Genomic DNA, 24,152 nt, shown 5'->3' with positions numbered 1-24,152 from the left:
AAAATATTAAAAATATCTATATTATATTTTATTTATAATTGGTATATTTAATATTTTCATTGTATTATATAATATATTTAATATTATTTTACATATATTTAATCTTATATTTTTTTTATATTTATTATTTGATAAAATTTTATTTTTATGATAAAAATTATTAATTTTTTTTGATAATAAAAATATATAATTAATTAAAATTGATGTATCATAATATTTTGCTGATTTTTTTAATATTTCATGATATTTAATTATATCTATTATTATATCTTTTTCATTTCTTTTAATAAAATTGTTATATTTTTTTTTTATTAAAAAACATTTATTATTTTTTTTTAAAATTGAATATATTCTAACATATGTATAATGTATATATAATGATGTATTTCCAGTTAAATTTAAAACTTTTTTTAAATTAAAATTAATTATTTTATTAGGTTTAATTTTTAAAAATTGATATTTTATAGTAGATATTGATATATTATTTAATATTTTTTTATTTTTTATATTATTAAATTTTTTTTTAACATATTTATACATTTTATTAATTAAATTATCTATAAAAATTATATTTTTTCCTTCTCTAGATTTTATTTTTTTACCTAAAAAATTTACTGTATTATATGATAAATGATATAATTGATTATTATTAATTGGTAATTTTAATTTTTTTATTATATTAAATAATACTTTAAAATGAAAACTTTGTTCATTACCTACTACATATATTAAGAAATATATTTTTTTATATTTTTTTAATCTGTATAATAAAGTTCCTATTTCTTGAGTTATATATAATGAAGTTCCATCACTTCTTAATAATATTATTTTATATTTTTTATTAAATAAAAAATAAACTGATTTATTTTTATCAATTAAAAATATTTGTTTTTTTATTCCTTCTTTAATTTTTTTTTTACCTAAAATATATGTTTTACTTTCATAAAGTGTTTCATTAAATTTAATTTTTAATTTTTTATATGTTGTTTTAAATCCTTTATAAACAAATGAATTTATTTTTTTCCATAATAAAATACTTTTTTTATTATTATTTTCCCATTTTATTAATTCATTTTTTACTTTTTTAAATAAATAAGATTTTTTTTTTGCTCTTATTTTATCAATTTTATATTTATTTGATATATTATTAATTTCTTTATTTAATTCTTTTTCAAATTTAAAATATAATTTACCTACAAAATGATCACCTTTAATTTTTTTTAAATCTGGATTTATTCCATTAAAAAATAATTTCCATGATATTATTGATTTACAAATATGAATGCCTCTATCGTTTATTATTTGACTTTTAATTACTTTAAAACCTAAAAATTTAAATATATTAGATAAAGTATTACCTATTAAAATATTTCTTAAATGTCCAATATGTAAAGGTTTATTAGAATTAGGTGATGAATAATCTATTATAATAAGTTTATTATTATTTTTAATTTTATATATATTATATATATTATATTTATATATTAAAAATTTATTTATTATTTTTCTATAATAATTATTATTTAAAAAAATATTTAAATAATTATTTTTTATTTCATAATTTAAAATATATTTTTTTATTTTACTTAATAAATAATCACTTATATCATTTTTATTATTTGATAATATAATTGTTATATCTCCATATTTATTATTTTTATTATATAAAACTTTAATTTTTTTGGTTATATTATTTTTAATTTTATATTTATTATATATTTTTTTAATTTTATATATTAAATTTAACATATGACTTATATTTTAAATATTAATGAAAATAATAATTATATATTTTCTAATATTTCATATAACGGTAAATTATTATATTTAATAAAAAAAACTTATTATTCAATTCATAAAAATATAAATAAATGTTTATTAAATTATAATTTTAATCTTAATAAATTAAATGCAGTATGTGTAAATTTAGGACCATCAATATATTATTTTAAAATAAGAAGTTTATTATCAACGGCAAAAGGTATATGTTTAGCTTTAAAAATCCCATTAATTATTGTAAACGATTTTTTATTAATATTAATAAATAAAAAAAAATTTTTAATTAAAAAATATAATAAAATAATATTTATTATTTTTTCATATAATAAAAAAATAATATATATAAAAATTTATGATTTTAAAAAATTAAAAATAATTAATAATATATATAAATTCATAAATAAAAATAAAAATTATTTTTTTTTTATAAATAAAAAATATAAAAAATTTATTAAATATAATTTATTTATTAATAATAATTTTTATTTTTATAAAATTAATTACTTAAATATTATTTATTTATCTTATAATTTTTATAAAAAAAAAAAATATATAAAAAATATAAATTTATGTGAACCAATATATATATAATTCTATGTATATAAAAGATATTATTAAATTACAAAAATCAAATAAAAAAAGAATTAAAAATAATTATATAATTGTTGAAGGTAATATAGAAATTAAAATGGCCTTAAAAGGTAAATTTAAATTATATAAAATTTTTATATGTAAAGAAATATTTAATAAAATTAATCATGATTATTGTATATTAAAACAATATATTATTTATATTAATAAAAAACAATATAAAAAAATTTCTTATCGTAAAAATACTGAAGGTATATTAGGAGTTTTTAAAAAAAAAAAAATTAATTATTTAAATGAATTTAAAAAATATATTAAAAATAAAATTAATAATAGTATTGTTCTAATAATAGATAATATAGAAAAACCTGGTAATATAGGTTCAATTATTAGAACAGTAGAAGCTACAAATATTATAAATTTTATAATTTTTATAAATAAAAAAGATATATATAATCCGAATATTATTAGATCAAGTTTAGGATGTATATTTATTGTACCTATTTTAATATTAAATTTTAATGATTTTAAAAAATATATTATTAATAATTATTATTTATTAGGTACATCTATATATAAAAAAAATAATTTATGTCTATATCAAAAAAATATAAATATTTATAATAAAGATATAGGTATTATATTTGGTAATGAACATAATGGAATATCTAAAAAATTTAAAAAATATATTAAAAATTATATACATATACCTATGTATGGTGAAATAAATTCATTAAATGTTAGTAATTCTTTTGCAATTATTATATATGAAATATTAAGAATTAAATTATTTAATTTTTAATACTTTTTTTTTATTTATTTTTATTGTTCTTTTTTTTTTATTTTCTTTAATTTCTTTATATGCAATATTTATAAATATTTTTTCACATATATTATTTAAGCCTCTAGCACCTAAACCTAATTTTATACATTTATTAACTATATAATTTAAAAAAGAGTTATCTATTTTAAGATTTATATTATCAATTTTAAATAATTCTATATATTGTTTAATTAATGAATTTTTAGGTTTTATAAGAATTTTTTTTAAATATTTTTTATTAAGTTTTTCTAAAGTAATAATTATTGGTAATCTACCTATTATTTCAGGTATTAAACCAAAATTTTGTAAATCTTTTGTATTAATATATTTTAAAATATTTTTTTTTTTATTTTTTTTTTTAATAATATTATCATATCCTATTTTATTTATATTAATTCTATTTTTTATTATTTTTTTAATACCTTCAAATGTCCCTCCTACAATAAATAAAATATTATCAGTTTTTATAGGTATCAGGTTTTGTTCAGGATGTTTTCTACCAATATAAGGAGAAATATAAACTATAGAATTTTCAAAAAATTTTAATAATGATTGTTGTACCCCTTCACCTGATACATCTCTAGTAATTGAAGGATTTTTACTTTTTCTTGATAATTTATCAAATTCATCAATATATACTATACCTTTTTCAGCTAATTTTATATTATAATTTGATACTTGTAATAATCTTGTTAAAATACTTTCTACATCTTCTCCAACATACCCTGCTTCAGTAAATACAGTAGCATCTACCATAACAAATGGAACTTTTAATATTTTTGATATTGTTTTAGCTATTAAAGTTTTTCCAGTTCCTGTATCTCCTATTATTAAAATATTTGATTTTTCAAATTCTATTTTATTATATAATATTTTTTTATAATGATTATAAATAGTTACTGATAATACTTTTTTAGCATAATTTTGTCCTACTATATATTTATCTAATATTTTTTTTATATTTTTAGGACTTTTTAATTTATTAAACATTTTTATATAATATTTTATCAATCATTCCATATTTTTTTGCTTTTTCTGAATCCATCCAAAAATCTCTATCAGCATCTTTTTCTATTTTTTCTAATGTATTATATGTATGTAAAGAAATAATATTATATAATTCTTTTTTAAGTTTTTTTATTTCTTTTACTTTTATTTCTATATCTGATTCTTGTCCATTTAAATTTTTTATTATTGGTTGATGTATCATTATTCTAGAATGTTTTAAACTATATCTTTCACCTTTTTTTCCTGAACATAATAATATAGCTGCTATAGATGCTGCTATACCTACACAAGTTGTTGATATATCTGAATTAATTATTTGCATTGTATCATATATTCCTAAACCTGAATATACATCTCCACCAGGAGAATTTATATATATTTTAATTTTTTTATTATTTATTGAATCTAAATATAATAATTGAGATTGTATTATATTAGCTATTTCACTATTAATTTCAGTACCTATAAATATTATTCTTTCCTTTAAAAGTTTAGTAAATATATCCATAAATTATTAATATGAAATATAAGAAAATTAAAAAAATTTTTTTAAATTATTTTAAAAAAAAAAAACATAAAATTTTTAAATCTTTATCTATAATAAATAAAAATAAAAAATATTCTAATTTAATGTTTATTAATTCTGGAATAAATCAATTTTTAGAATATTTTTTAAATAAAAAAAAACCTAAATATTTAAAAATTGCTAATATTCAAAAATGTATTAGAATTACTGGTAAAAATAATGATTTAAATATAGTAGGTTATGATAATTATCATCACACTATGTTTGAAATGTTAGGGAATTGGTCATTAGGTGAATATTCCCAAAAAACCGCAATAAAATATGCATGGGAATTAATAACTAAAAAATATAAAATATCTAAAAATAATATTTATGTTACTATTTTTAAAGGTGATAAAAAAAATAAATTAAAATTTGATAAACAATCTTATAATATATGGAAAAAATTAATTAATAAAAAAAATATTTTATTTTTTGGTTTAAAACATAATTTTTGGAAAATAGACAATTTTAATTTATGTGGTCCTTCATCCGAAATACATATTGATATAAGAAATAAAAAAAGTAAAAAATTAGGTAGATATTTAGTTAATAAAAATAATAATTATGTAATAGAATTATGGAATATTGTTAATATAAAATATATTATTAAAAATAATAAAATCTTAAAAAATAAATATTTATTATCTAATAATTATATAGATACTGGAATGGGATTAGAAAGATTATGTATGATTTTACAAAATAAAAAATCTACTTATGATACTGATATTTTTACTCCTATTATCAAAATAATTGAAAATATTTTATGTATTAAATATGGTAAAAATAAAAGAATTGATATAGTTATTAAAATTATATCTGATCATATTAGAACTATTTTTTTTTCTATGTTAGATGGAGTAATACCTAATAACAAAAAAGAAGGATATATTATTAGAAAATTAATTAGAAGATCTTTAATTTATTCTTATAAATTTTTAAATATTAAAAAACCATTTTTATTTAAAATTATCCCTATTTTTAATAAAAAAAAAAAAAAAATTATTAAACTTCTAAAACAAGAAGAATTAAATTATTTTTTAATTTTAAAAAAAAATATTTTTATAGTTAAAAATTTTATTAAAGATAAAATTATTAATTCTAATTTAAAATTAATTGACAATAAATTAATTTTATTTTTTTATGAAACATATGGATTATATTATTTTATTATTAAAAAAATAGCTAAAAAATATAATTTAAAAATTGTTAATACTAAATTAATTGAAATTTAAATAAAAAAATGGGCAGTACTTACTTTCCCAATTTTTTAAAATTAGTATCATCAGTGATAATAATTTTAACTTCTCTGTTCGGAATGGTAAGAGGTGAATATTATTATTTTAACCACCCATTTTTTTATTTTTAATTTTTTTTTTTATAAAAGTTTCTTTTAAATTTAATATAAATATAAATAATAAATATAAATCAAAGTTTACGGATAATTAGTACTAATCAGCTTAAAATATTACTATTTGTACACTTATAGCCTATCAAAGTTGTAATCTTCAACTATCCTTAAAAGAAGTTTAATCTTGTGGTAAGTTTCGCACTTTATATGCTTTCAGTGCTTATCTTTTACGAGCTTAGCTACTCAGCTATGCACTTGGTAGTACAACTGATGCACCATAGGCTCGCCCAATTCGGTCCTCTCGTACTAGAATTAGATCCACTTCAAACTTCTTACGCTCGCAATAGATAGAGACCGAACTGTCTCACGACGTTCTGAACCCAGCTCGCGTGCCACTTTAATGGGCGAACAGCCCAACCCTTGGGACCTTCTACAGCCCCAGGATGTGACGAGCCGACATCGAGGTGCCGAACCTCCCCGTCGATATGAGCTCTTGGGGGAGACTAGCCTGTTATCCCCGGAGTACCTTTTATTCTTTGAGCGATGGCCTTACCATACAGAACCACCGGATCACTATGCCCTACTTTCGTATCTGTTCGATTTGTATATCTTACAGTTAAGCGCTTTTATGCCATTATACTCTACACACGATTACCATACGTGTGAAAGCACCTTGAAGCACGTATACTTTTTAGGAGGCGACCACCCCAGTCAAACTACCTACCACGCATTGTCCTAATTATTTTATTAATTAGTTAGATATTTAATAAACAATGGGTGGTATTTCACTTTTGACTCCACATTACCTAGCGATAATGCTTCATAGTCTCCCACCTATTCTACACATTATTAATTAAAAATCAATACGAAGCTATAGTAAAGGTTCACAGGGTCTTTTCGTCCCATTGCGAGTAATCGGTATCTTCACCGATATTACAATTTCACCGAGCTCACAGCAGAGACAGTATTCAGATCGTTACACCATTCGTGCAGGTCGGAACTTACCCGACAAGGAATTTCGCTACCTTAGGACCGTTATAGTTACGGCCGCCGTTTACTGGGGCTTCAATCAAAAGCTTTATATAATAAATTATATTAACTCTCTCATTTAACCTTCCAGCACCGGGCAGGTGTCAGACCCTATACATCATCTTTCGATTTTAGCAGAGTCCTGTGTTTTTGATAAACAGTCGTCTGAATCATTTTACTGAGACCATAATATATAATATTATGGTAACTTTTCTCCCGAAGTTACAAGTTTATTTTGCCTAGTTCCTTAGCTGTGAATCACTCGAGCACCTTAGGATTCTCTCCTCAACTACCTGTGTCGGTTTTGGTACGAGTTATTTATTATTTAATTTAGAGACTTTTCTTGGAAGTTATTACCTATATTATCTATTTAATAGTACTATCATATTTCGGAAAATAATATGCATTTTACTATATTATTTATTCCTTTATATTTCAACGTAACAATCCATTATTACGCAATAGTTTCACTACTTCGTCCTCCCATCATTATTATAATAAATAAGTATCGGAATATTAACCGATTATCCATCAACTACACCTTTCGGTATCATTTTAGGACCCGACTAACCCTCAGTTGATTAACATTGCTGAGGAAACCTTAGTTTTTCGGTGTATAGGTTTTTCACCTATATTATCGTTACTTATACCTACATTTTCTTTTGTAAGTTCTCCATTATATTTCACAATATAACTTCTATGAATTTACAATGCTCTCCTACCGTATATTATATATATTAATAATTATTATTAATTTATAAAATATACCCATAGTTTCGGTAATATACTTATGCCCGTTTATTATCCGCGCTTAATTTCTAGACTAGTGAGCTGTTACGCACTCTTTAAATGATAGCTGCTTCCAAGCTAACATCCTAGTTGTATAAGATATTAAACTTCGTTATAACAACTTAGTATATATTTTGGGACCTTAACTGATGGTCTGGGTTGTTTCCCTTTTGAATATGGATCTTAGCACCCATATCCTCACTACTATGATAAATATTATAGTATTCGGAGTTTATTAAGATTCGGTAAGTTTTTAAACACCCTCCTCAAATTAGTAGCTCTACCTCTATAATACTATTAACATAATGCTGCACCTAAATGCATTTCGGAGAGTACGAGCTATCTCCGAGTTTGATTAGCCTTTCACTCCTATCCACAAATCATCCGAAGATTTTTCAACATCTACCAGTTCGGTCCTCCACTATATTTTATTATAGCTTCAACCTGTTCATGGATAGATCACTCGGTTTCGCGTCTAATTCTACTGACTATTTCGCTCTTTTAAAACTCGCTTTCGCTATGGCTACACAACATAATTGCTTAACCTCGCCAGTAAAATTAACTCGTAGGTTCATTATGCAAAAGGCAAGACGTCACTTCATTATTAGAAGCTCCGACTGATTGTTTGCATATAATTTCAGGATCTATTTCATATTTATTTTCTAAATTCTTTTCACCTTTCCCTCACGGTACTTGTTCACTATCGGTTTCTGAGTAGTATTTAGTCTTACCAGATGGGCCTGGCTAATTCAAACAAGATTTCACGTGTCTCGTTTTACTTAGGTAATTATTTCTTTTATTTAAAATATTTAATGTACTGGACTATCACCATCTTTGGTATATTTTTCCAAATATTTCTAATATACTTTAAACTAATGTTATTAATAATCCCTCTAACCCTATAATTAATATAGTTTAGACTGTTTTGCTTTCGCTCGCCACTACTTACAAAATCACTATTTGTTTTATTTTCCTCTGATTACTAAGATGTTTCAGTTCATCAGGTTAGCTTTATTTTTATAAATAAAAATAATATTATATTTTTGATATAATAGGTTACCCCATTCGGAAATTTGCGAATTAACTTTATCTTCCAAATACTCGCAACTTATCGCAGTTTATCACGTCCTTCATCGCCTCTCAGAACCAAGGCATCCATTATATGCATTAATAGTAACTTTTATTTTTATATTTTTAATCCTAATTTACTATTATTTTTAAATGGAACTTTTATAAAAAATATCAAATAACAAAATTCTTATGGAGAATATCGGATTTGAACCGATTACCTCCTGTATGCAAAACAGGTGCTCTACCAATTAAGCTAATTCCCCCTTTTTACTTTTATTAATTTTAATAGTCTCGCGTGGAATTGAACCACGGACCTCTACATTATCAGTGTAGCGCTCTTACCTACTGAGCTACGAGACTTTTTTATTCTTAATAAAAGTCTCTCTTATTTTTAATATAATTTTTTTTTATTATAAAATTTTTTTTAAATAAATACAGTTTATTTCCAACCACATCTTCCGATACGGTTACCTTGTTACGACTTAGCCCTAGTTATTAATYTTACTCTAATTAATACTTTTTACARTWWTTAACTTCAAATAATATTAACTTCCATGGCTTGACGGGCGGTGTGTACAAGACCCGAGWACTTATTCACCGCGTCATTGCTGATACGCGATTACTAGCGATTCCATCTTCATAAAGTCGAGTTACAGACTTCAATCCGAACTGAGATTGATTTTTTAGATTCGCTCYTAGTYACCTAWTTGCWACTCTTTGTATCAACCATTGTAGCACGTGTGTTGCCCAAGATATAAGAGCCATGATGATTTGACGTCATCCTCTCCTTCCTCTTAACTTACGTTAGCTGTCTCATTAGATTCCTCAGCATTATCTGTTAGCAACTAATGATAAGGGTTGCGCTCGTTAAAGGACTTAACCTTACACCTCACGGCACGAGCTGACGACAACCATGCAGCATCTTGTGTAACGTCCGTAGACTAATTTATTTCTAAATTATTCGTTACACATTTAAATCTTGGTAAGATTTCTCGCGTATTATCGAATTAAACCACATGCTCCACCGCTTGTGCGGATCCCCGTCAATTCCTTTGAGTTTCAATCTTGCGATCGTACTCCCCAGGTGGATCACTTATCACTTTCGCTTAATTACTGAATTATTTAAAATCCAACAATTAGTGATCATCGTTTACGGCGTGGACTACCAGGGTATCTAATCCTGTTTGCTCCCCACGCTTTCGTGCCTCAATGTCAGAATAAATATTAGTAATCTGCCTTCGCCTTTGGTGTTCCATGTGATATCTATGCATTTTACCGCTACTCCACATATTCCAATTACTTCATATTATCTCTAGATTTTTAGTATTAATAACATTTTTATAATTAAGTTATAAACTTTCATTATTAACTTAAAAATCCACCTACGCACCCTTTAAACCCAATTATTCCGGATAACGCTTGCATCCTCTGTCTTACCGCGGCTGCTGGCACAGAGTTTGCCGATACTTATTCGTATAACATTCAATATATTTTACTTTTAATAAAATTTTTTATTATTATACAAAAGTAGTTTACAACCCATAGGCCTTCATCCTACACGCGAAATAGCTGGTTCAGAGTTKCCTCCATTGACCAATATTCCTCACTGCTGCCTTCCGTAGAAGTTTGGTCCGTGTTCCAGTACCAATGTGGGGGTACACCCTCTCAGGCCCCCTACTGATCTTTGTCTTGGTAAGCCWTTACCTTACCAACTAACTAATCAGRCATATGCTTATATATTGTCATTCATTTATATATTTAATAAATTAAACATATAAAAAAACTTTCACAATAAATCYTAGTRATTTATTGCATTATAAAGTATTACTCTTAAWTTAATAARACTATTCTTYAACAATATGTAAATTACATATGTTTTACTCACCCGTTCGCCGGTCGTTATAAAATAAATAWWATWWATNTWTATTWMMYCTMKANTTRCMYSTNGWMWWGCNNATSKSTARMGYTWATCGCTAGCGTTTATCCTGAGCCAGGATCAAACTCTTTAAATTAAACTTTATAATAAATATTAGAAATTATATTATTTCTAATAAATTATATTAAAATTTTTATTATTTTTCAAATAACAAAATTATATTACTTTTAATTAAAAAAAAATATATTTTTTTTAATTAATTATAATATAATATAAAATATTTATTAATATTATAATAATTTTTAATTAAAATCCAAATGAAAATAAAAAATTTATATTTTAAAATACCAAAATATTTAATTAACACTTTTCCCTATCTTATAAAAGATAATTGTAGACTAATGATTTTTGATAAAAAAAAAAATAAAATATATCATAAAACAATTAACTTTTTATTTAAATATTTTAAACATAATGATTTATTAATAAGAAATAATACTAAAGTCTTACCTTGTAAATTAACAGGTTATAAAAATTCTTCTAAAATTTCTTTAATATTATTAAAAAACATTAATAAATCAAATAATATTTGGGAAACTTTAATTTACCCTGCTAGAAAAATTAGAATTGGTAATCAAATTAATTTTTTTTATAATAAACAATTAATTCTTTCTTCTAAAATTATAGATAATACTTCTTCTAAAGGTAGAATAATTAAATTTTTAGATATAAATTATAATGATTTTATTAAACTTTTATATGAAATAGGTCATCTAATACTTCCTAATTATTTTAATTTTATTAATTCATATAAAAATTATAATTATTATCAAAATTTTTACTCTAAAAAAGTTGGTTCATTATTTTTACCTACTTCTGGTATTAATTTATCAAAATATTTTTTTATTAAATTAAAATATAAACATGTAAAAATTTTAGATATTACTTATCATTTTGGTATTAATTTATATAATCTTTTAAATTATAATAATTATTATTTTTTTAATAAACTTAATTCTGATTTTCTTAATATTAATTATAATTGCATTAAACTTATTAATAATGCTTATAAAAAAAAATATAAAATTTGTGCTATTGATATTAATACTTTATTATCTATAGAATTATGTAAATCTAATATTTTCAATATTATTAAATTTAAAGGTTTAATTAATAATTTTATTGATATTCCTTATAATTACACTATAGTAAATAATTTATTAACTTACTTTCATTATCCTAATACTTATTATTTTCATATTTTAGCTGATTATTGTGGTTATAATAATATTATTAATATTTATAATGAAGCTATTAAATATAATTATTCTTTTTTTTATTTCGGTGATTTATTATTAGTTAAAATATAATTTTTTTTACAATATTATTTTTTTATTTACCTTTTATATTTTTTATTAATAATTATCTATTTTTAATTTACTATTACTTTTTATATTAAAATCATCATAAATTTTATAATAATCTTTTAAATATCCTACCAATGCTATCATTGCTCCATTATCTCTTATATATTTTTTATTCTTTAAATAAAATAATTTGATTTTATTTTCTTTACTATATTTTTTAATCTTTTTTCTTATATATGTATTACAAGACACCCCACCACATATTAATAATGTTCTAATTTTTGTTTTTTTTATTAATTTTTCTATTTTTTCTATTAATATTTTATAAATTGTATAATGTAATGATTTTGATATATTATTTATATTTTTCTTTATATATTCTTTTTTTTTATTATTTATAAAATTAAATAAATATGTTTTTAATCCACTAAAACTAAAATTATATTTTTTTACTTTAGGTATTGGAAATTTATATTTTTTTCTTCCATTTTTACAATATTTATTTAACTTTTCTGCTCCATTACAATAATTAAATCCTAATTTATTTGATATTTTATCTATTAAATCACCTAACGAATCATCTAATGTTTTTCCTTTTATTTTAATTTTAAAAAAATCTTTTACTATAAATAATTTTGTATGTCCTCCACTTATACTTAAACATATATAAGGAAATTTTGGATATTTATTATTTTTTTTATATAAAAATATTGATAATATATGAGCTTGTATGTGATTTACTCCAAATAATGGAATATTTAACGATAATGCCATTGATTTTGCAAAATTTTCTCCTATTATTAAACTATTTATTAACCCTGGTCCACATGTAAAAGCTATTCCATTTATTAATTTTTTATTTTTAATTTTAGAATTTTTAATTGCTTTATTTACTACTTTATATATATTTTTTAAATGCATATTCGAGGCTATATTAGGAATTACTCCATTATATTTATTATGTATTTTTTGTACTTTTATAATATTTGATAACACTTTATTTCCTTTTATTACTGATGCTGATGTATCATCAAAAGATGTTTCAATTCCTATTATTATCTTTTTTTTATTAAATATTTTTTTTATCATTTTTTATATTATAGTTATGAATAATATTATAAAATTTTTTAAAGATTTAAAATGGAGAAATTTAATATTTAATAAAACTAATAATATTACTAAATACTTTATTAATAATAATATTATTTTATATATTGGTTTTGATCCTACTTATGATTCTTTACATATTGGTCATTTATTACCTATTTCTATTATTTATCGTTATTATAAAATTTATAAATTTAATTTTATATTAATAGGCGAATTTACTGCTAAAATAAATTTAAATAAAAATAAATTAAAATTAATAAAAAATAATATTAAAAATATTAAAAAACAAATATATAACTTATTAAAAATTAAAAATATTAAAATTATTAATAATAATAAATGGTTAAATAAACTTTATTTATATAAATTTTTTAATAATATATGTAAATATATTAATTTAAATTTTATGTTAAAAAAAAAAATTATTTATAATAAATTAAATAATAATAATATTAAACTTACAAATTTTTTATATCAATTATTACAAGGTTATGATTATTATTATTTATATAAAAAATATAAATGTAATTTACAAATTGGTGGTTCTGATCAATGGAGTAATATATTAACTGGAATAAAAATTATAAAAAAAAAATATAATAAAAACGTTCATGGTTTTACATTTCCTTTATTATTAAATAATAATAACATTAAATTTAGTAAAAGTAATAAAAATAATAATTCTAATATTTGGTTAAATAAAAAATATACTTCTGTTTATAAATTTTATCAATATTTTATTAATTTATCAGACAAAAATAGTATTAAATATTTTAAATATTTTTCTTTGTTAAAAAAAAAATATATTAAACAATTTATTTCTTATCATACTAAAAATCCTGAAAAAAAAATATTACAAAAAAAAATTGCTAAAGAAATTACTAAATGGGTACACAATAAAACTAATTGTAAAAACTCAATAATTATATCAAACATATTATTTAATAAAGTATTTAATATAAAATTAATTAATAAATATATTAATATTATTAAAAATTATATTAAAACTTATAATTATTTTTTTAATAAAAAAACAAATATATATATTTTTAATTTTATTAAAGATAAAATTTTTTTTAATTCTAATTCAGAATATAAAAAATTTATTAATAATAATGGTATTTTTTTAATTAATGGTTTAAAAATAAATAATAATTTGATTACTAATTTTAATAATTTAATAAAAAATAAATATTTAATTATTCAAAAAGGTAAAAAAAAACATTATTTAATTAACTTTATTAATATCAATAAATAATGAATAATTTTATTACTAATATTATTGATAATGATATTAATAACGGTTTATCTATTAATAATATTAAATTTAGATTTCCCCCTGAACCTAATGGTTTTTTACATTTAGGACATATTAAATCTTTATATATTAATTTTACTTTAGCTAAATTCTATAATTCTAAAATTTATTTAAGATTTGAAGATACTAATCCTAATAATATTAATATTAAATATATTAATCAAATTATTAAAAATATTAAATGGTTAGGTTTTAAATATACTAAAATTACTTATATCTCTAATTATTTTAATCTATTATATAAATGGGCTAAACTATTAATTATTAAACAAAAAGCTTATATACAAAAAATATATAATAATAAAATATATAATATTAATAATATTGAAAAAAGTTTATTTATTTTTAAAAATATGAAAATTGGTAAGTATAAAGAAAATACTTATATATTAAGAGCTAAAATCAATAATAAATCTACTAATTATTATTTAAATGATCCTATTATGTATAGAATAATATATAAAAAACATTTATTTACTAAAAATAAATGGTGTATTTATCCAACTTATGATTGGGCTCATGGACAATCAGATTATATAGAAAAAATTTCACATTCTTTATGTTCTATAGAATTTCAAAACCATAAACCATTATATGATTGGTTTATTAATCAAATTTATAATAAAAAATTTAATTATATTAAACCTAAACAAATTGAATTTTCTAGATTAAATCTATCTAATACTATTACTAGTAAAAGACAAATTAATATTCTAAAAAATAAAAAAATAATTAATAATTTATGTGATCCTAGATTATGTACTATTACTGCTTTTAAAAAAAAAGGTTATTCTTCTAAATATATTATTAATTTTATTAAATCTATAGGATATTCTAAAAGAAATAATAATATTAATATTAAACTATTAGAATTATATATTAAAAAAAAAATAATTAATAAAACACCTAAATTATTAGTTATATTTAATCCTATTAAATTAACAATTATTAACTTTCCTAAAAAATCTATTGAATGGATTTATATTAAAAATCATTGTAATTATCCTAAATATAAAATTATTCCTTTTACTAAAACTATATACATAGAAAAAAACGATTTTAAATATAAATATGATAAAAATTTTTTAAGATTATCATTTAACAATTATGTAAGACTTAAATATTCTTATATTATTAAAATTTTTAAAATTGTTAAAAAAAATAATAATATTAAAAAAATATATTGTAAAATATATAAAAATAATACAATAAAATATAATAAAATTAAAAGTACTATACAATGGGTATCTTCTAAATATAATACTAAAATTAATATTCTTTTATATAATTATATTTATTTTAAAAATAATAAAATTATTAATAAAAATTCATTAAAATCTATTTTCGTATATGGCGATATATCTATTAATAATATAAATTTATACAATATATATCAATTTCACAGAATAGGATTTTTTTATTTTTTTAAAATTAATAATAATATATTTTATTTTAAAAAATTATTTTTTTTAAATCCTTAAATTTTTACTACTAAAATACATTAATATTTATTAATTTTTATATTATCTTATATATTTTATTATTTTTAAATACTTTAAAAGGTACATAAGTTGTACATATTTTTCCTTTTTTTATTTTATTTTTTATTTCTTTATTTTCATTTTTTAATAATTTTATTTCTATTTCTTTTACTCCTAAATTATTTCCTATTATTAATATTTTATCTTTTTTTTTTATATTATTAGATTTTACCTCAATTTCCATTATTTTTTTTTTATTATAATATTTTTTTACTATTCCTATAAACATTTTTTTTTTTATTGCTTTTGACCCATAACTATTATTCCATTGTCCTATTTTTTCTCCTAAATAATATCCACTCCAAAAACCCCTATTATATACTTTTTTTAATTCATTTATCCATGTTAATATTTTTTCTTTATTATAAGTTTTATTATATATAGATTTTATAGCTTCTTTATAATATTTAGTACATTTACTTATATATTCTGGAGATTTATTTCTTCCTTCTATTTTTAATATACTTACACCTGAATCAATAATTTTATCTAAAAAATTTATTGTACACAAATCCTTAGAAGACATTATATATTCATTGTCTACTTCCAATTCTATATTTGATTCTTTATCTTTTACTAAATATTTTCTTCTACAATTTTGTTTACATACACCTCTATTTGCTGATGAATTATATGTATGTAAACTTAAATAACATTTTCCTGAAATTGCCATACATAAAGAACCATGACAAAATATTTCTATTTTTATTTTTTTTTTTGAAAATCCTTTTAACTTATATAAATTTATCTTATTTGTTATATATTTTATTTGATTCAAATTTAATTCTCTACTTAATACAAATACATCTGAATATTTCGAATAAAATTTTAATGATTCAAAATTTGTTATATTTAATTGAGTTGAAATATGAATTGGTAAATTTAATTTGTTAGAATATTTTATTACAAAACTATCCATTGCTATTATTGCATCTATATTATATTCTTTTGCTTCATATAATATTTTTTTTACCATATTTATATCATGATCATATATTATAGTATTTAATGTTAAATATTTTTTTATTCTTTTTTTTTTACATATTTCATTTATTTTTTTTATATCTTTTATAGTAAAATTTATTTTACTAGCTCTCATATTTAATTGTTCTATCCCATAATAAATTGAATCAGCTCCTGATTCTATAGCTGCATATAAACTATCATAATTACCTACTGGAGATAATAATTCTATTTTTTTCATTTATTTATTTATTTTATTTATATTATTTATTAATATATAATTAAATTTATTTTTTTTTCCTCAATAGCTCATCAGGTAGAGCATCTGACTGTTAATCAGAAGGTAGCTGGTTCGAATCCAGCTTGAGGAGTATAGTATTATGTTAAAATTTAAACAAATTATTATATTAGATAAATTATTAATTAAATATAATAATCCTTTATTATATTATTTAAATATTAATAATAAATATTTATTATTGAATAATTATATTAATAAATATTTTGTATTTCAATATATTAATAATTACTGTTTATTATGTAAAAAAAAAAAATTTTTAGAAATGGATATTGTAAAAAATGTTATTTTATAAAAATTTTTAATATTAAAATATTTTATCCTTTTTTATGTTCTTCAAATAAAAACAATAATAATAAAATTAATAATTTTGAATTTAAAAATCATATTGTTTATTTATCATTTACAAGTAATTTTAAAATTGGTGTTACTATTAAATCTAATTTTATCAATAGATTAATGGATCAAGGTGCTATAAAAGCTATTATTATAGCTTATACTCCTAACAGATATATAGCTGGTGTAATTGAACAAATAGTAAAAAGATATATTTCTGATAAAACTAATTTCAGAATTATGTTAACTAATAAATTTAAAAAAAATTTAAATATTCTAAAAATTAAAGATAAAATAATTAATATATTAATTAAAAATAATTATTCTAAATACATTTTTAATAATAAAAAAATATTTTATTTTTACTATCCTATTATTAAATATCCCAAAATTATTAATATTATTAAATTAAATAAAATTAAATATATAACTCTTAAATTAAAAGGTATTAAAGGGCAATATTTAATTTTTAATAATAATTATGTTTTAAATATTATTAATCATATTGGTTTTATTTTAAATATATATATATATTAATATTTTTTTTTTATTATATTTATATTATTAATATATAAATATTATTACTTTACTGCGGAGTAGAGCAGTCTGGTAGCTCATCGGGCTCATAACCCGAAGGTCACAGGTTCAAATCCTGTCTCCGCTATTTAAAATGATTATTAATATTATTACTTTATTTCCCAATTTTTGGAAAAATCTTTTATATTATCCTATTATAAAAAAAGCTATAAAAAAAAAAATTTTAAAAATTAAAATTCATTATTTAAGAAATTATGTAATAGGTAACAAAATTGATGATTATCCATATGGTGGAGGACATGGAATGATCATAAAAATTGAACCTATATATAATTGTATTAAAAAATTAAATATTAATTTTAATGAAATTATTTTTTTAACTCCTGATGCTAAATTATTTAATCAAAAAATTGCTATTAAATTATCTAAATTAAAAAATATATTATTTATTTGTGGTCATTATAAAGGAATTGATCAAAGAATAAGAGATTTTATAATAACAAAAGAATATTCAATTGGTAATTATGTATTATCTAATGGAGAAATATCTACTTTAGTAGTAATTGATTCAATTATTAGATTAATTCCTGGTGTATTGGGTAATATAAATTCTGCATTTACTGATTCATTTTATAATAATAATTATGATTATGAATATCCTTTATATACTAGACCATATAAATTTAAAAATATGAAAGTTCCTAATATTTTATTATCAGGTAATCATAAACAAATTATAAAATGGAGAAAATTAAATAAATTTATAAAAAAAATAAAATTTTTATAAGGCACTAAGTAGATTCGAACTACTGTAAAAGGTTTTGCAGACCCTTGCCTAACCTCTCGGCCATAGTGCCATTATTTTATATTAATAATATTAATATTTTATTATTAATTAATAATATATGAAAAAAAAGTTAAATAAATTTATTAGAGTTAGATTTGCTCCTAGTCCAACAGGACCATTACACATTGGAGGTTTAAGAACAGCTTTATATAATTATATATATGCTAAAAAAACAAATGGAATATTTATATTAAGAATTGATGATACTGATAAAAAAAGATTTATAAAAAATTCAATAAATTATTTAATAGATTCATTAAAATGGTGTAATATAAATTATGATGAAGGTTATGGAAAAAAAGGTAAATATAAACCTTATATTCAATCTAAACGTTTTAAAATATATAAAAAATATATAAATAAATTAATAAAAAATAAATTTGCTTATTATGCTTTTGATAAAAAAAAAACATTAAAATTATATAAAAAAAAATATAAACATTTTATTTATAATAGTTTAACTAGAAATAATTTAAATAATTCATTAAATATTAATAATAAAATAATTACTAAATTAATAAAAACTAATAAATATGTTATTAGATTAAAAACACCTTATAATAAAAACATTACTTTTTATGATAAAATTTATGGTAAAATTACTATTAATTCTAATCAATTAGATGATAAAATTATTTATAGATCTAATCAAACACCTACCTATCATTTTGCTAACGTAATAGATGATCATTTAATGAATATAACACATGTTATTAGAGGAAAAGAATGGTTATCATCTACTCCTTTACATATTATTATATATAATTATTTTAATTGGCAAATTCCTAAATTTGTTCATTTACCATTAATTTTAAATAATAAAGGTAAAATAAGTAAAAGAAATTTTAATTATAATAATTTACCTATTTACCCAATTAAATCTAAATATAAAAATATAAATATTAAAAATAGTTACGAAGAATTAGGATTTTTACCTGAATCATTAATTAATATAATTGCTTTATTAGGTTGGAAACCAAATATTAACAATGAAATTTTTAATATTAATACTATTATTAAATTATTTACATTTAAAGATATTAATAAATCTGATGTACATTTAAATTTTAAAAAATCATGTTGGATAAATAAAAAATATATAAATAAATTTAATAATAATAAAAAAATTTTTTTTTTATTAAAACAATATTTAATTTTTAATAATATTGATCATAAAGATAAACTACTTAATAAAATTATTAATTTAATTATTAATAGAATTAAATTAATTAATATTAATGATATATGGTATAATTGTTATTATTTTTTTATTATCCCAAAAAAATTTTATATTCCTTTAAAACTTAAATATTATATTATTTATAATAAAAAAATTATTATTTATTTATTTTTTAAAATTAAAAAATTTTTTAAAAATAAACCTAATAAAAATAAAATAATTTTATTTTTTAAAAAATTACAAATTTCTTATAATGATTATTATTTTTTTTTAAAAATTATTAGAATCTCAATTATTGGTGAATTAAAAGGTATTTCTTTATTTGATATATTTAATTTATTAAATTATAAAAATATTATTTATCGTATTAATTATTTTAAAACCATTATTTTTAATAATTATAAATAATTATTTCCCTATACAAAATTTAGAAAAAATATTATCTAATATTTCATTATAAGTTAAATTATTTCCATTTATATTATATAAATGTTTTAAAGATAATTTTAAATCTATTGTAATAAATTCATAAGGTATTTTTTTTAAATAATCTTTTTTAAATTTTTTAATATATTTTAAACTTTTTTTTAATTCTTCATAATGTCTTAAATTATTTATAAAATTATTATTTTTTATTTCTTTTTTTGGGATTATTTTATATAAATTTTTATATATCTTTTTAATTCCTTTCTTTTTTTTTGCTGATATTAATATTATATTATAATTTATAATTTTTTTTTTATTAAATATTTTTTTTTTTTATATTTTTTTTTTTTTTTTTTATTTTTTTTTTTTTTTTTTTTTTTTTTTTTTTTTTTTTTTTTTTTTTTATTTTTTTTTTTTTTAATTTTTTTTTTTTTTTTTTTTTTTTTTTATTTTTTAATTATTTTTTTTTTTTTTTAAATATTTTTTTTTTTAATTTTTTTATTTTTTCTTTAAATTTTAAATAATTTTTTAATTTTAAAATATCAAATACATATAAAATTATATTAGTATCCTTTATTTTTTTAAATGTTTTTTTTATTCCTATTTTTTCTATTTTTGAATTAGTTTTTCTTATCCCTGCTGTATCAAATAAATTTAATTTTAATTTTTCTATTTTTATTTTTCCTTCTACTATATCTCTTGTTGTTCCTGGAATTTTTGATATTATCGCTTTCTCCTCTTTTATTAATACATTCATTAATGTAGATTTTCCTGAATTTACTGGTCCAATTATAGCTATATTTAATCCTTCTTTAATTATATTATTTATTTTATAAGATTCTATTAATTTTTTTATTTTCTTTTCTATATATATTATTTTATTATATATTTTTTTTTTATCTATTTTTATATCTTCTTCTGAAAAATCTAACATTATTTCTATATAAGATAATATATCTAATATACTTTTTTGTATTTTTAATATATTTTTTGATAATTTATTATATATTAAATTATTTATTGCTATATCATGGTAAATTTTATTTTCTGATTTTATTAAATCATATATTGATTCGGCTTGTAATAAATCTATTTTTTTATTTAAATATGCTCTAAAAGTAAATTCTCCATTTTTTGCTAATCTTCCTCCATTTTTTATTATTATATTTATTATTTTTTTTTGTATATAAATTGATCCATGACAATTTATTTCTACTAAATTTTCTCCTGTATAAGATTTTGGTTTTTTATAAATTATTATTATTACTTTATCTATTATTTCTTTTTTATCATATATTATTCCTATATTTACTTTATTATATTTTATTTTTTTTTTAGTTAATATTTTTTTTATAATTTTTATTGATTTTTTTCCTGATATTCTTATTATTGATATTGCTCCTGTTCCTAATGGACTTGATATTGCTGTTATAGTATCTTTCCTTGATATATAATAATTATTTAACACTTTTTTTTATTTTTTTTATGCGATGCGGATGAAGGGATTTGAACCCTTAATTCTATTTCTCTAGAACTAGATCCTAAATCTAGCGTGTTTACCTTTTCACCACATCCGCCTCATTCCTTTTATATTATATTCTTTTTCTTATTATTTGAATAATATTAAATTTATTAGGTGGTAATATTATATTATTTTCCCTCATATTTTTTTCTAAATATTCATATATTATATTTTTATATTTTCTTTTTTTCATATTTATACAATCTATTATTATTATTCCTCCCATATTTCTTAATTTTATTTGTCTTATTATTTCCTTTATTGCTATTAAATTTATTTCTAATAATGAATTTTTATTATTTCTTATCATATTACTATTTATATCAATTACATTTAAAGCTTCTGTTTTTTCTATTATCAAATTAGATCCATCTAATAAATCTATTTTTTTTCCTAATAATATTTTTTTTTGTCTTTCTATTCCATATTTTTTAAATATTGGTATATTACTTTTATATAATTTTATTTGTTTTTTATTCTTTAAATTATTAATTATTTTTTTATATAAACTTAAATTATTACATATTATTATTATTTTTTTTCTTAATATATAATTTATTATATTATTATTTGTATATATTTTTTTTTTATATATTATTTTATTTATTAAACTTAATTTTTTTTTTAAATATTTTATTTCTTTTTTTATTTCATTTATATTTTTTTTTTTACATAATGTTCTTATTATTATCCCATATTTTTTATTTATTTCTACTTTTTCTATTATTTTTTTTATTCTTTTATTATTTCTTATTTTTCTTGATATTAATATTTTTTTTAAATTAGGTATTAATATTATATATCTCCCTATTATTTTTATTTTACTTGTTAATTTCGGCCCTTTCTCTTTTATTGGTTCTTTTAATATTTGTACTATTATTTTTTTTCCTTTTTTTAAATCCTTTTTATTTAATAAATCTTCAAACTGTAAAATTCCATATTTTTTATATCCTATATCTATAAATGCTACCTTCATCCCTTTTGATATATAATTTATTTTTCCATTTAATATATCCCCTACTGATAATAATTTTTTATATTTATATTCCCTATATTCTAATAATTTATTTTTTCTTAATAAAGCTATTTTTATTTTTTTATTTATTACATTTATTACTAATTCTTTTTTCATTTTTTTATTATGTTGCTTCAGCTGCAGCTACAGCTGCAGCTGTTGCTGCAGCTGTAGCATCCTTCTGCTGCTTGTGCTACATTACATAATCATCTGAATTATAATCATCCTCCTCCTCTGCTACTTCGTTTTTAACATTATTTTTAGTTGTATTTTCATTTATTTTTTCATTTATTTTTTCATTTATTTTTTTTTTTATATTTTTCTTTATATTTTTCTTTATATTTTTATTTATTTTTTTATTTATTTTTTTATTTATTTTTTTATTTATTTTTTTATTTATTTTTTTATTTATTTTTTCTTCTATTTTTTCTTTTTCTTTTTGTTTTATTTTTTTATTTTCCTCATTTTTTTTATTTTCGTTTTCATTTATCTCATTTAGTTCTTTTAGACTATTTTCGTTATCATTTAGGCTATAATTTATGTATTTGTAAGCCTTTGAGTTTATTAAATCATAAGGTTTAATTGTTTTATTATAATCATTATCATTATCATTGATAAATATATCATTTATTGTTTCATTAAAGTTATAAAATTTGACTTTTGTTTTTTCATAATATTCATTAAACATATTTTTTATTTTTTCCTTTTTAAAATACATATAATTAAATAAATTAATTAAATTTCTTATTAATAAATCTTTTAATTTTATTAATAAATCAAAAATATATTTTAAAATATTTATCATTTTTT

At 18.3% G+C, this 24,152-nt stretch carries 19 protein-coding genes, 6 tRNA genes and 3 rRNA genes; 12 read left to right on the top strand and 16 right to left on the bottom strand.

All coding sequences use genetic code 11. The annotated features are described in order from the left end of the window. Positions 1-21 precede the first annotated feature (21 nt). Entirely contained in the window at positions 22-1,749 is a 1,728-nt protein-coding gene (argS, locus tag N2591_RS00530; protein ID WP_318165859.1) for an arginine--tRNA ligase, read from the bottom strand. On the opposite strand from argS, the gene N2591_RS00525 reads away from it, so the two are divergent. Beyond that, complete coding sequence (locus N2591_RS00525; RefSeq protein ID WP_318165858.1) at positions 1,750-2,370, top strand: hypothetical protein; 621 nt, start codon at positions 1,750-1,752, stop codon at positions 2,368-2,370. It abuts the gene before it with no gap. Between the two features lie 4 nt (positions 2,371-2,374). Then, complete coding sequence (locus N2591_RS00520; protein WP_318165857.1) at positions 2,375-3,169, top strand: TrmH family RNA methyltransferase; 795 nt, start codon at positions 2,375-2,377, stop codon at positions 3,167-3,169. On the opposite strand, the gene clpX is transcribed toward N2591_RS00520, so the two are convergent. Then, on the bottom strand, positions 3,155-4,180 hold the full coding sequence (clpX, locus tag N2591_RS00515) for an ATP-dependent Clp protease ATP-binding subunit ClpX (RefSeq protein WP_318165856.1): 1,026 nt from the start codon (positions 4,178-4,180) through the stop codon (positions 3,155-3,157). The genes N2591_RS00520 and clpX overlap by 15 nt on opposite strands. Further along, a complete protein-coding gene (locus N2591_RS00510; protein ID WP_318165855.1) occupies positions 4,173-4,706 on the bottom strand; it encodes a ClpP family protease in 534 nt (177 codons plus the stop codon). The genes clpX and N2591_RS00510 overlap by 8 nt, the downstream gene beginning before the upstream one ends. Positions 4,707-4,717: 11 nt before the next feature. On the opposite strand from N2591_RS00510, the gene N2591_RS00505 reads away from it, so the two are divergent. Then, entirely contained in the window at positions 4,718-6,001 is a 1,284-nt protein-coding gene (locus N2591_RS00505) for an alanine--tRNA ligase-related protein (RefSeq protein WP_318165854.1), read from the top strand. Positions 6,002-6,008: 7 nt separating this feature from the next. On the opposite strand, the gene rrf is transcribed toward N2591_RS00505, so the two are convergent. From rrf to N2591_RS00480, 5 genes are all read right to left on the bottom strand, one after another. Continuing rightward, positions 6,009-6,121, bottom strand: a 5S ribosomal RNA gene (gene rrf / locus N2591_RS00500). A 70-nt stretch (positions 6,122-6,191) separates the two neighbouring features. Continuing rightward, positions 6,192-9,119, bottom strand: a 23S ribosomal RNA gene (locus tag N2591_RS00495). A 77-nt stretch (positions 9,120-9,196) separates the two neighbouring features. Further along, a tRNA-Ala gene (locus N2591_RS00490) sits at positions 9,197-9,269 on the bottom strand. A 23-nt stretch (positions 9,270-9,292) separates the two neighbouring features. Further along, positions 9,293-9,366: transfer RNA gene (locus N2591_RS00485), tRNA-Ile, on the bottom strand. 73 nt (positions 9,367-9,439) lie between these two features. After that, positions 9,440-11,018: ribosomal RNA gene (locus N2591_RS00480) — 16S ribosomal RNA — on the bottom strand. Together the 16S, 23S and 5S rRNA genes with 2 tRNA genes alongside form the textbook arrangement of a ribosomal RNA operon. Before the next feature lie 181 nt (positions 11,019-11,199). On the opposite strand from N2591_RS00480, the gene N2591_RS00475 reads away from it, so the two are divergent. Further along, positions 11,200-12,252: an S-adenosylmethionine:tRNA ribosyltransferase-isomerase gene (locus tag N2591_RS00475; RefSeq protein ID WP_318165853.1), complete on the top strand. Its 1,053-nt coding sequence runs from the start codon at positions 11,200-11,202 to the stop codon at positions 12,250-12,252. A gap of 45 nt (positions 12,253-12,297) precedes the next feature. On the opposite strand, the gene tsaD is transcribed toward N2591_RS00475, so the two are convergent. Continuing rightward, positions 12,298-13,338: a tRNA (adenosine(37)-N6)-threonylcarbamoyltransferase complex transferase subunit TsaD gene (gene tsaD / locus N2591_RS00470; protein WP_318165852.1), complete on the bottom strand. Its 1,041-nt coding sequence runs from the start codon at positions 13,336-13,338 to the stop codon at positions 12,298-12,300. A 16-nt stretch (positions 13,339-13,354) separates the two neighbouring features. Here tsaD and tyrS point away from each other — a divergent pair, with 16 nt between their 5' ends. Both tyrS and N2591_RS00460 read left to right on the top strand, forming a co-directional pair. Then, on the top strand, positions 13,355-14,617 hold the full coding sequence (gene tyrS, locus N2591_RS00465; RefSeq protein ID WP_318165991.1) for a tyrosine--tRNA ligase: 1,263 nt from the start codon (positions 13,355-13,357) through the stop codon (positions 14,615-14,617). Then, the gene (locus N2591_RS00460; protein WP_318165990.1) at positions 14,617-16,158 is read left to right on the top strand and encodes a glutamate--tRNA ligase family protein; all 1,542 of its coding nucleotides are present in this window, start codon (positions 14,617-14,619) and stop codon (positions 16,156-16,158) included. The genes tyrS and N2591_RS00460 overlap by 1 nt, the downstream gene beginning before the upstream one ends. A 37-nt stretch (positions 16,159-16,195) precedes the next feature. Here N2591_RS00460 and N2591_RS00455 read toward each other — a convergent pair whose 3' ends face one another. Beyond that, a complete protein-coding gene (locus N2591_RS00455) occupies positions 16,196-17,422 on the bottom strand; it encodes a peptidase U32 family protein (RefSeq protein ID WP_318165989.1) in 1,227 nt (408 codons plus the stop codon). 57 nt (positions 17,423-17,479) lie between these two features. Here N2591_RS00455 and N2591_RS00450 point away from each other — a divergent pair. From N2591_RS00450 to trmD, 5 genes are all read left to right on the top strand, one after another. After that, positions 17,480-17,552, top strand: a tRNA-Asn gene (locus tag N2591_RS00450). A gap of 9 nt (positions 17,553-17,561) precedes the next feature. Continuing rightward, entirely contained in the window at positions 17,562-17,774 is a 213-nt protein-coding gene (locus tag N2591_RS00445; protein WP_318165988.1) for a hypothetical protein, read from the top strand. Beyond that, positions 17,735-18,352: a DUF2797 domain-containing protein gene (locus tag N2591_RS00440; protein ID WP_318165992.1), complete on the top strand. Its 618-nt coding sequence runs from the start codon at positions 17,735-17,737 to the stop codon at positions 18,350-18,352. Before N2591_RS00445 ends, N2591_RS00440 begins: the two co-directional genes overlap by 40 nt. Before the next feature lie 53 nt (positions 18,353-18,405). Continuing rightward, a tRNA-Met gene (locus N2591_RS00435) sits at positions 18,406-18,479 on the top strand. Between the two features lie 6 nt (positions 18,480-18,485). Beyond that, positions 18,486-19,139: a tRNA (guanosine(37)-N1)-methyltransferase TrmD gene (gene trmD, locus N2591_RS00430; protein ID WP_318165987.1), complete on the top strand. Its 654-nt coding sequence runs from the start codon at positions 18,486-18,488 to the stop codon at positions 19,137-19,139. Here trmD and N2591_RS00425 read toward each other — a convergent pair. Further along, positions 19,139-19,209, bottom strand: a tRNA-Cys gene (locus tag N2591_RS00425). The genes trmD and N2591_RS00425 overlap by 1 nt on opposite strands. A gap of 48 nt (positions 19,210-19,257) precedes the next feature. Here N2591_RS00425 and gltX point away from each other — a divergent pair. Continuing rightward, positions 19,258-20,787: a glutamate--tRNA ligase gene (gene gltX, locus N2591_RS00420; protein WP_318165986.1), complete on the top strand. Its 1,530-nt coding sequence runs from the start codon at positions 19,258-19,260 to the stop codon at positions 20,785-20,787. On the opposite strand, the gene N2591_RS00880 is transcribed toward gltX, so the two are convergent. The 5 genes from N2591_RS00880 to N2591_RS00400 form a co-directional block, all read right to left on the bottom strand. After that, complete coding sequence (locus N2591_RS00880; protein WP_420095059.1) at positions 20,788-21,063, bottom strand: hypothetical protein; 276 nt, start codon at positions 21,061-21,063, stop codon at positions 20,788-20,790. A gap of 199 nt (positions 21,064-21,262) precedes the next feature. After that, entirely contained in the window at positions 21,263-22,273 is a 1,011-nt protein-coding gene (gene mnmE, locus N2591_RS00415) for a tRNA uridine-5-carboxymethylaminomethyl(34) synthesis GTPase MnmE (RefSeq protein ID WP_318165985.1), read from the bottom strand. A 23-nt stretch (positions 22,274-22,296) separates the two neighbouring features. Then, positions 22,297-22,382, bottom strand: a tRNA-Leu gene (locus N2591_RS00410). A 15-nt stretch (positions 22,383-22,397) separates the two neighbouring features. After that, positions 22,398-23,459: a ribonuclease E/G gene (locus N2591_RS00405; protein ID WP_318165984.1), complete on the bottom strand. Its 1,062-nt coding sequence runs from the start codon at positions 23,457-23,459 to the stop codon at positions 22,398-22,400. Between the two features lie 76 nt (positions 23,460-23,535). Further along, positions 23,536-24,147, bottom strand: coding sequence for a hypothetical protein (locus tag N2591_RS00400; RefSeq protein WP_318165983.1), 612 nt, complete (start codon positions 24,145-24,147; stop codon positions 23,536-23,538). Positions 24,148-24,152: the final 5 nt, after the last annotated feature.

The organism is Candidatus Shikimatogenerans bostrichidophilus (genome assembly GCF_033370915.1).
Classification (GTDB): domain Bacteria; phylum Bacteroidota; class Bacteroidia; order Flavobacteriales; family Blattabacteriaceae; genus Shikimatogenerans; species Shikimatogenerans bostrichidophilus_M.
Note: the sequence above shows the minus strand (reverse complement) of the source record. Positions and strands in the feature narration are given on the sequence as shown.

Coding starts and splice junctions, on each gene's coding strand:
- N2591_RS00505 (WP_318165854.1), top strand. CDS start 4,718: ATGAAATATAAGAAAATTAAAAAAATTTTTTTAAATTATTTTAAAAAA.
- argS (WP_318165859.1), bottom strand. CDS start 1,749: ATGTTAAATTTAATATATAAAATTAAAAAAATATATAATAAATATAAA.
- N2591_RS00520 (WP_318165857.1), top strand. CDS start 2,375: ATGTATATAAAAGATATTATTAAATTACAAAAATCAAATAAAAAAAGA.
- clpX (WP_318165856.1), bottom strand. CDS start 4,180: ATGTTTAATAAATTAAAAAGTCCTAAAAATATAAAAAAAATATTAGAT.
- N2591_RS00400 (WP_318165983.1), bottom strand. CDS start 24,147: ATGATAAATATTTTAAAATATATTTTTGATTTATTAATAAAATTAAAA.
- trmD (WP_318165987.1), top strand. CDS start 18,486: ATGATTATTAATATTATTACTTTATTTCCCAATTTTTGGAAAAATCTT.
- N2591_RS00510 (WP_318165855.1), bottom strand. CDS start 4,706: ATGGATATATTTACTAAACTTTTAAAGGAAAGAATAATATTTATAGGT.
- N2591_RS00475 (WP_318165853.1), top strand. CDS start 11,200: ATGAAAATAAAAAATTTATATTTTAAAATACCAAAATATTTAATTAAC.
- tsaD (WP_318165852.1), bottom strand. CDS start 13,338: ATGATAAAAAAAATATTTAATAAAAAAAAGATAATAATAGGAATTGAA.
- N2591_RS00460 (WP_318165990.1), top strand. CDS start 14,617: ATGAATAATTTTATTACTAATATTATTGATAATGATATTAATAACGGT.
- N2591_RS00445 (WP_318165988.1), top strand. CDS start 17,562: ATGTTAAAATTTAAACAAATTATTATATTAGATAAATTATTAATTAAA.
- N2591_RS00405 (WP_318165984.1), bottom strand. CDS start 23,459: ATGAAAAAAGAATTAGTAATAAATGTAATAAATAAAAAAATAAAAATA.
- gltX (WP_318165986.1), top strand. CDS start 19,258: ATGAAAAAAAAGTTAAATAAATTTATTAGAGTTAGATTTGCTCCTAGT.
- tyrS (WP_318165991.1), top strand. CDS start 13,355: ATGAATAATATTATAAAATTTTTTAAAGATTTAAAATGGAGAAATTTA.
- N2591_RS00455 (WP_318165989.1), bottom strand. CDS start 17,422: ATGAAAAAAATAGAATTATTATCTCCAGTAGGTAATTATGATAGTTTA.
- N2591_RS00525 (WP_318165858.1), top strand. CDS start 1,750: ATGACTTATATTTTAAATATTAATGAAAATAATAATTATATATTTTCT.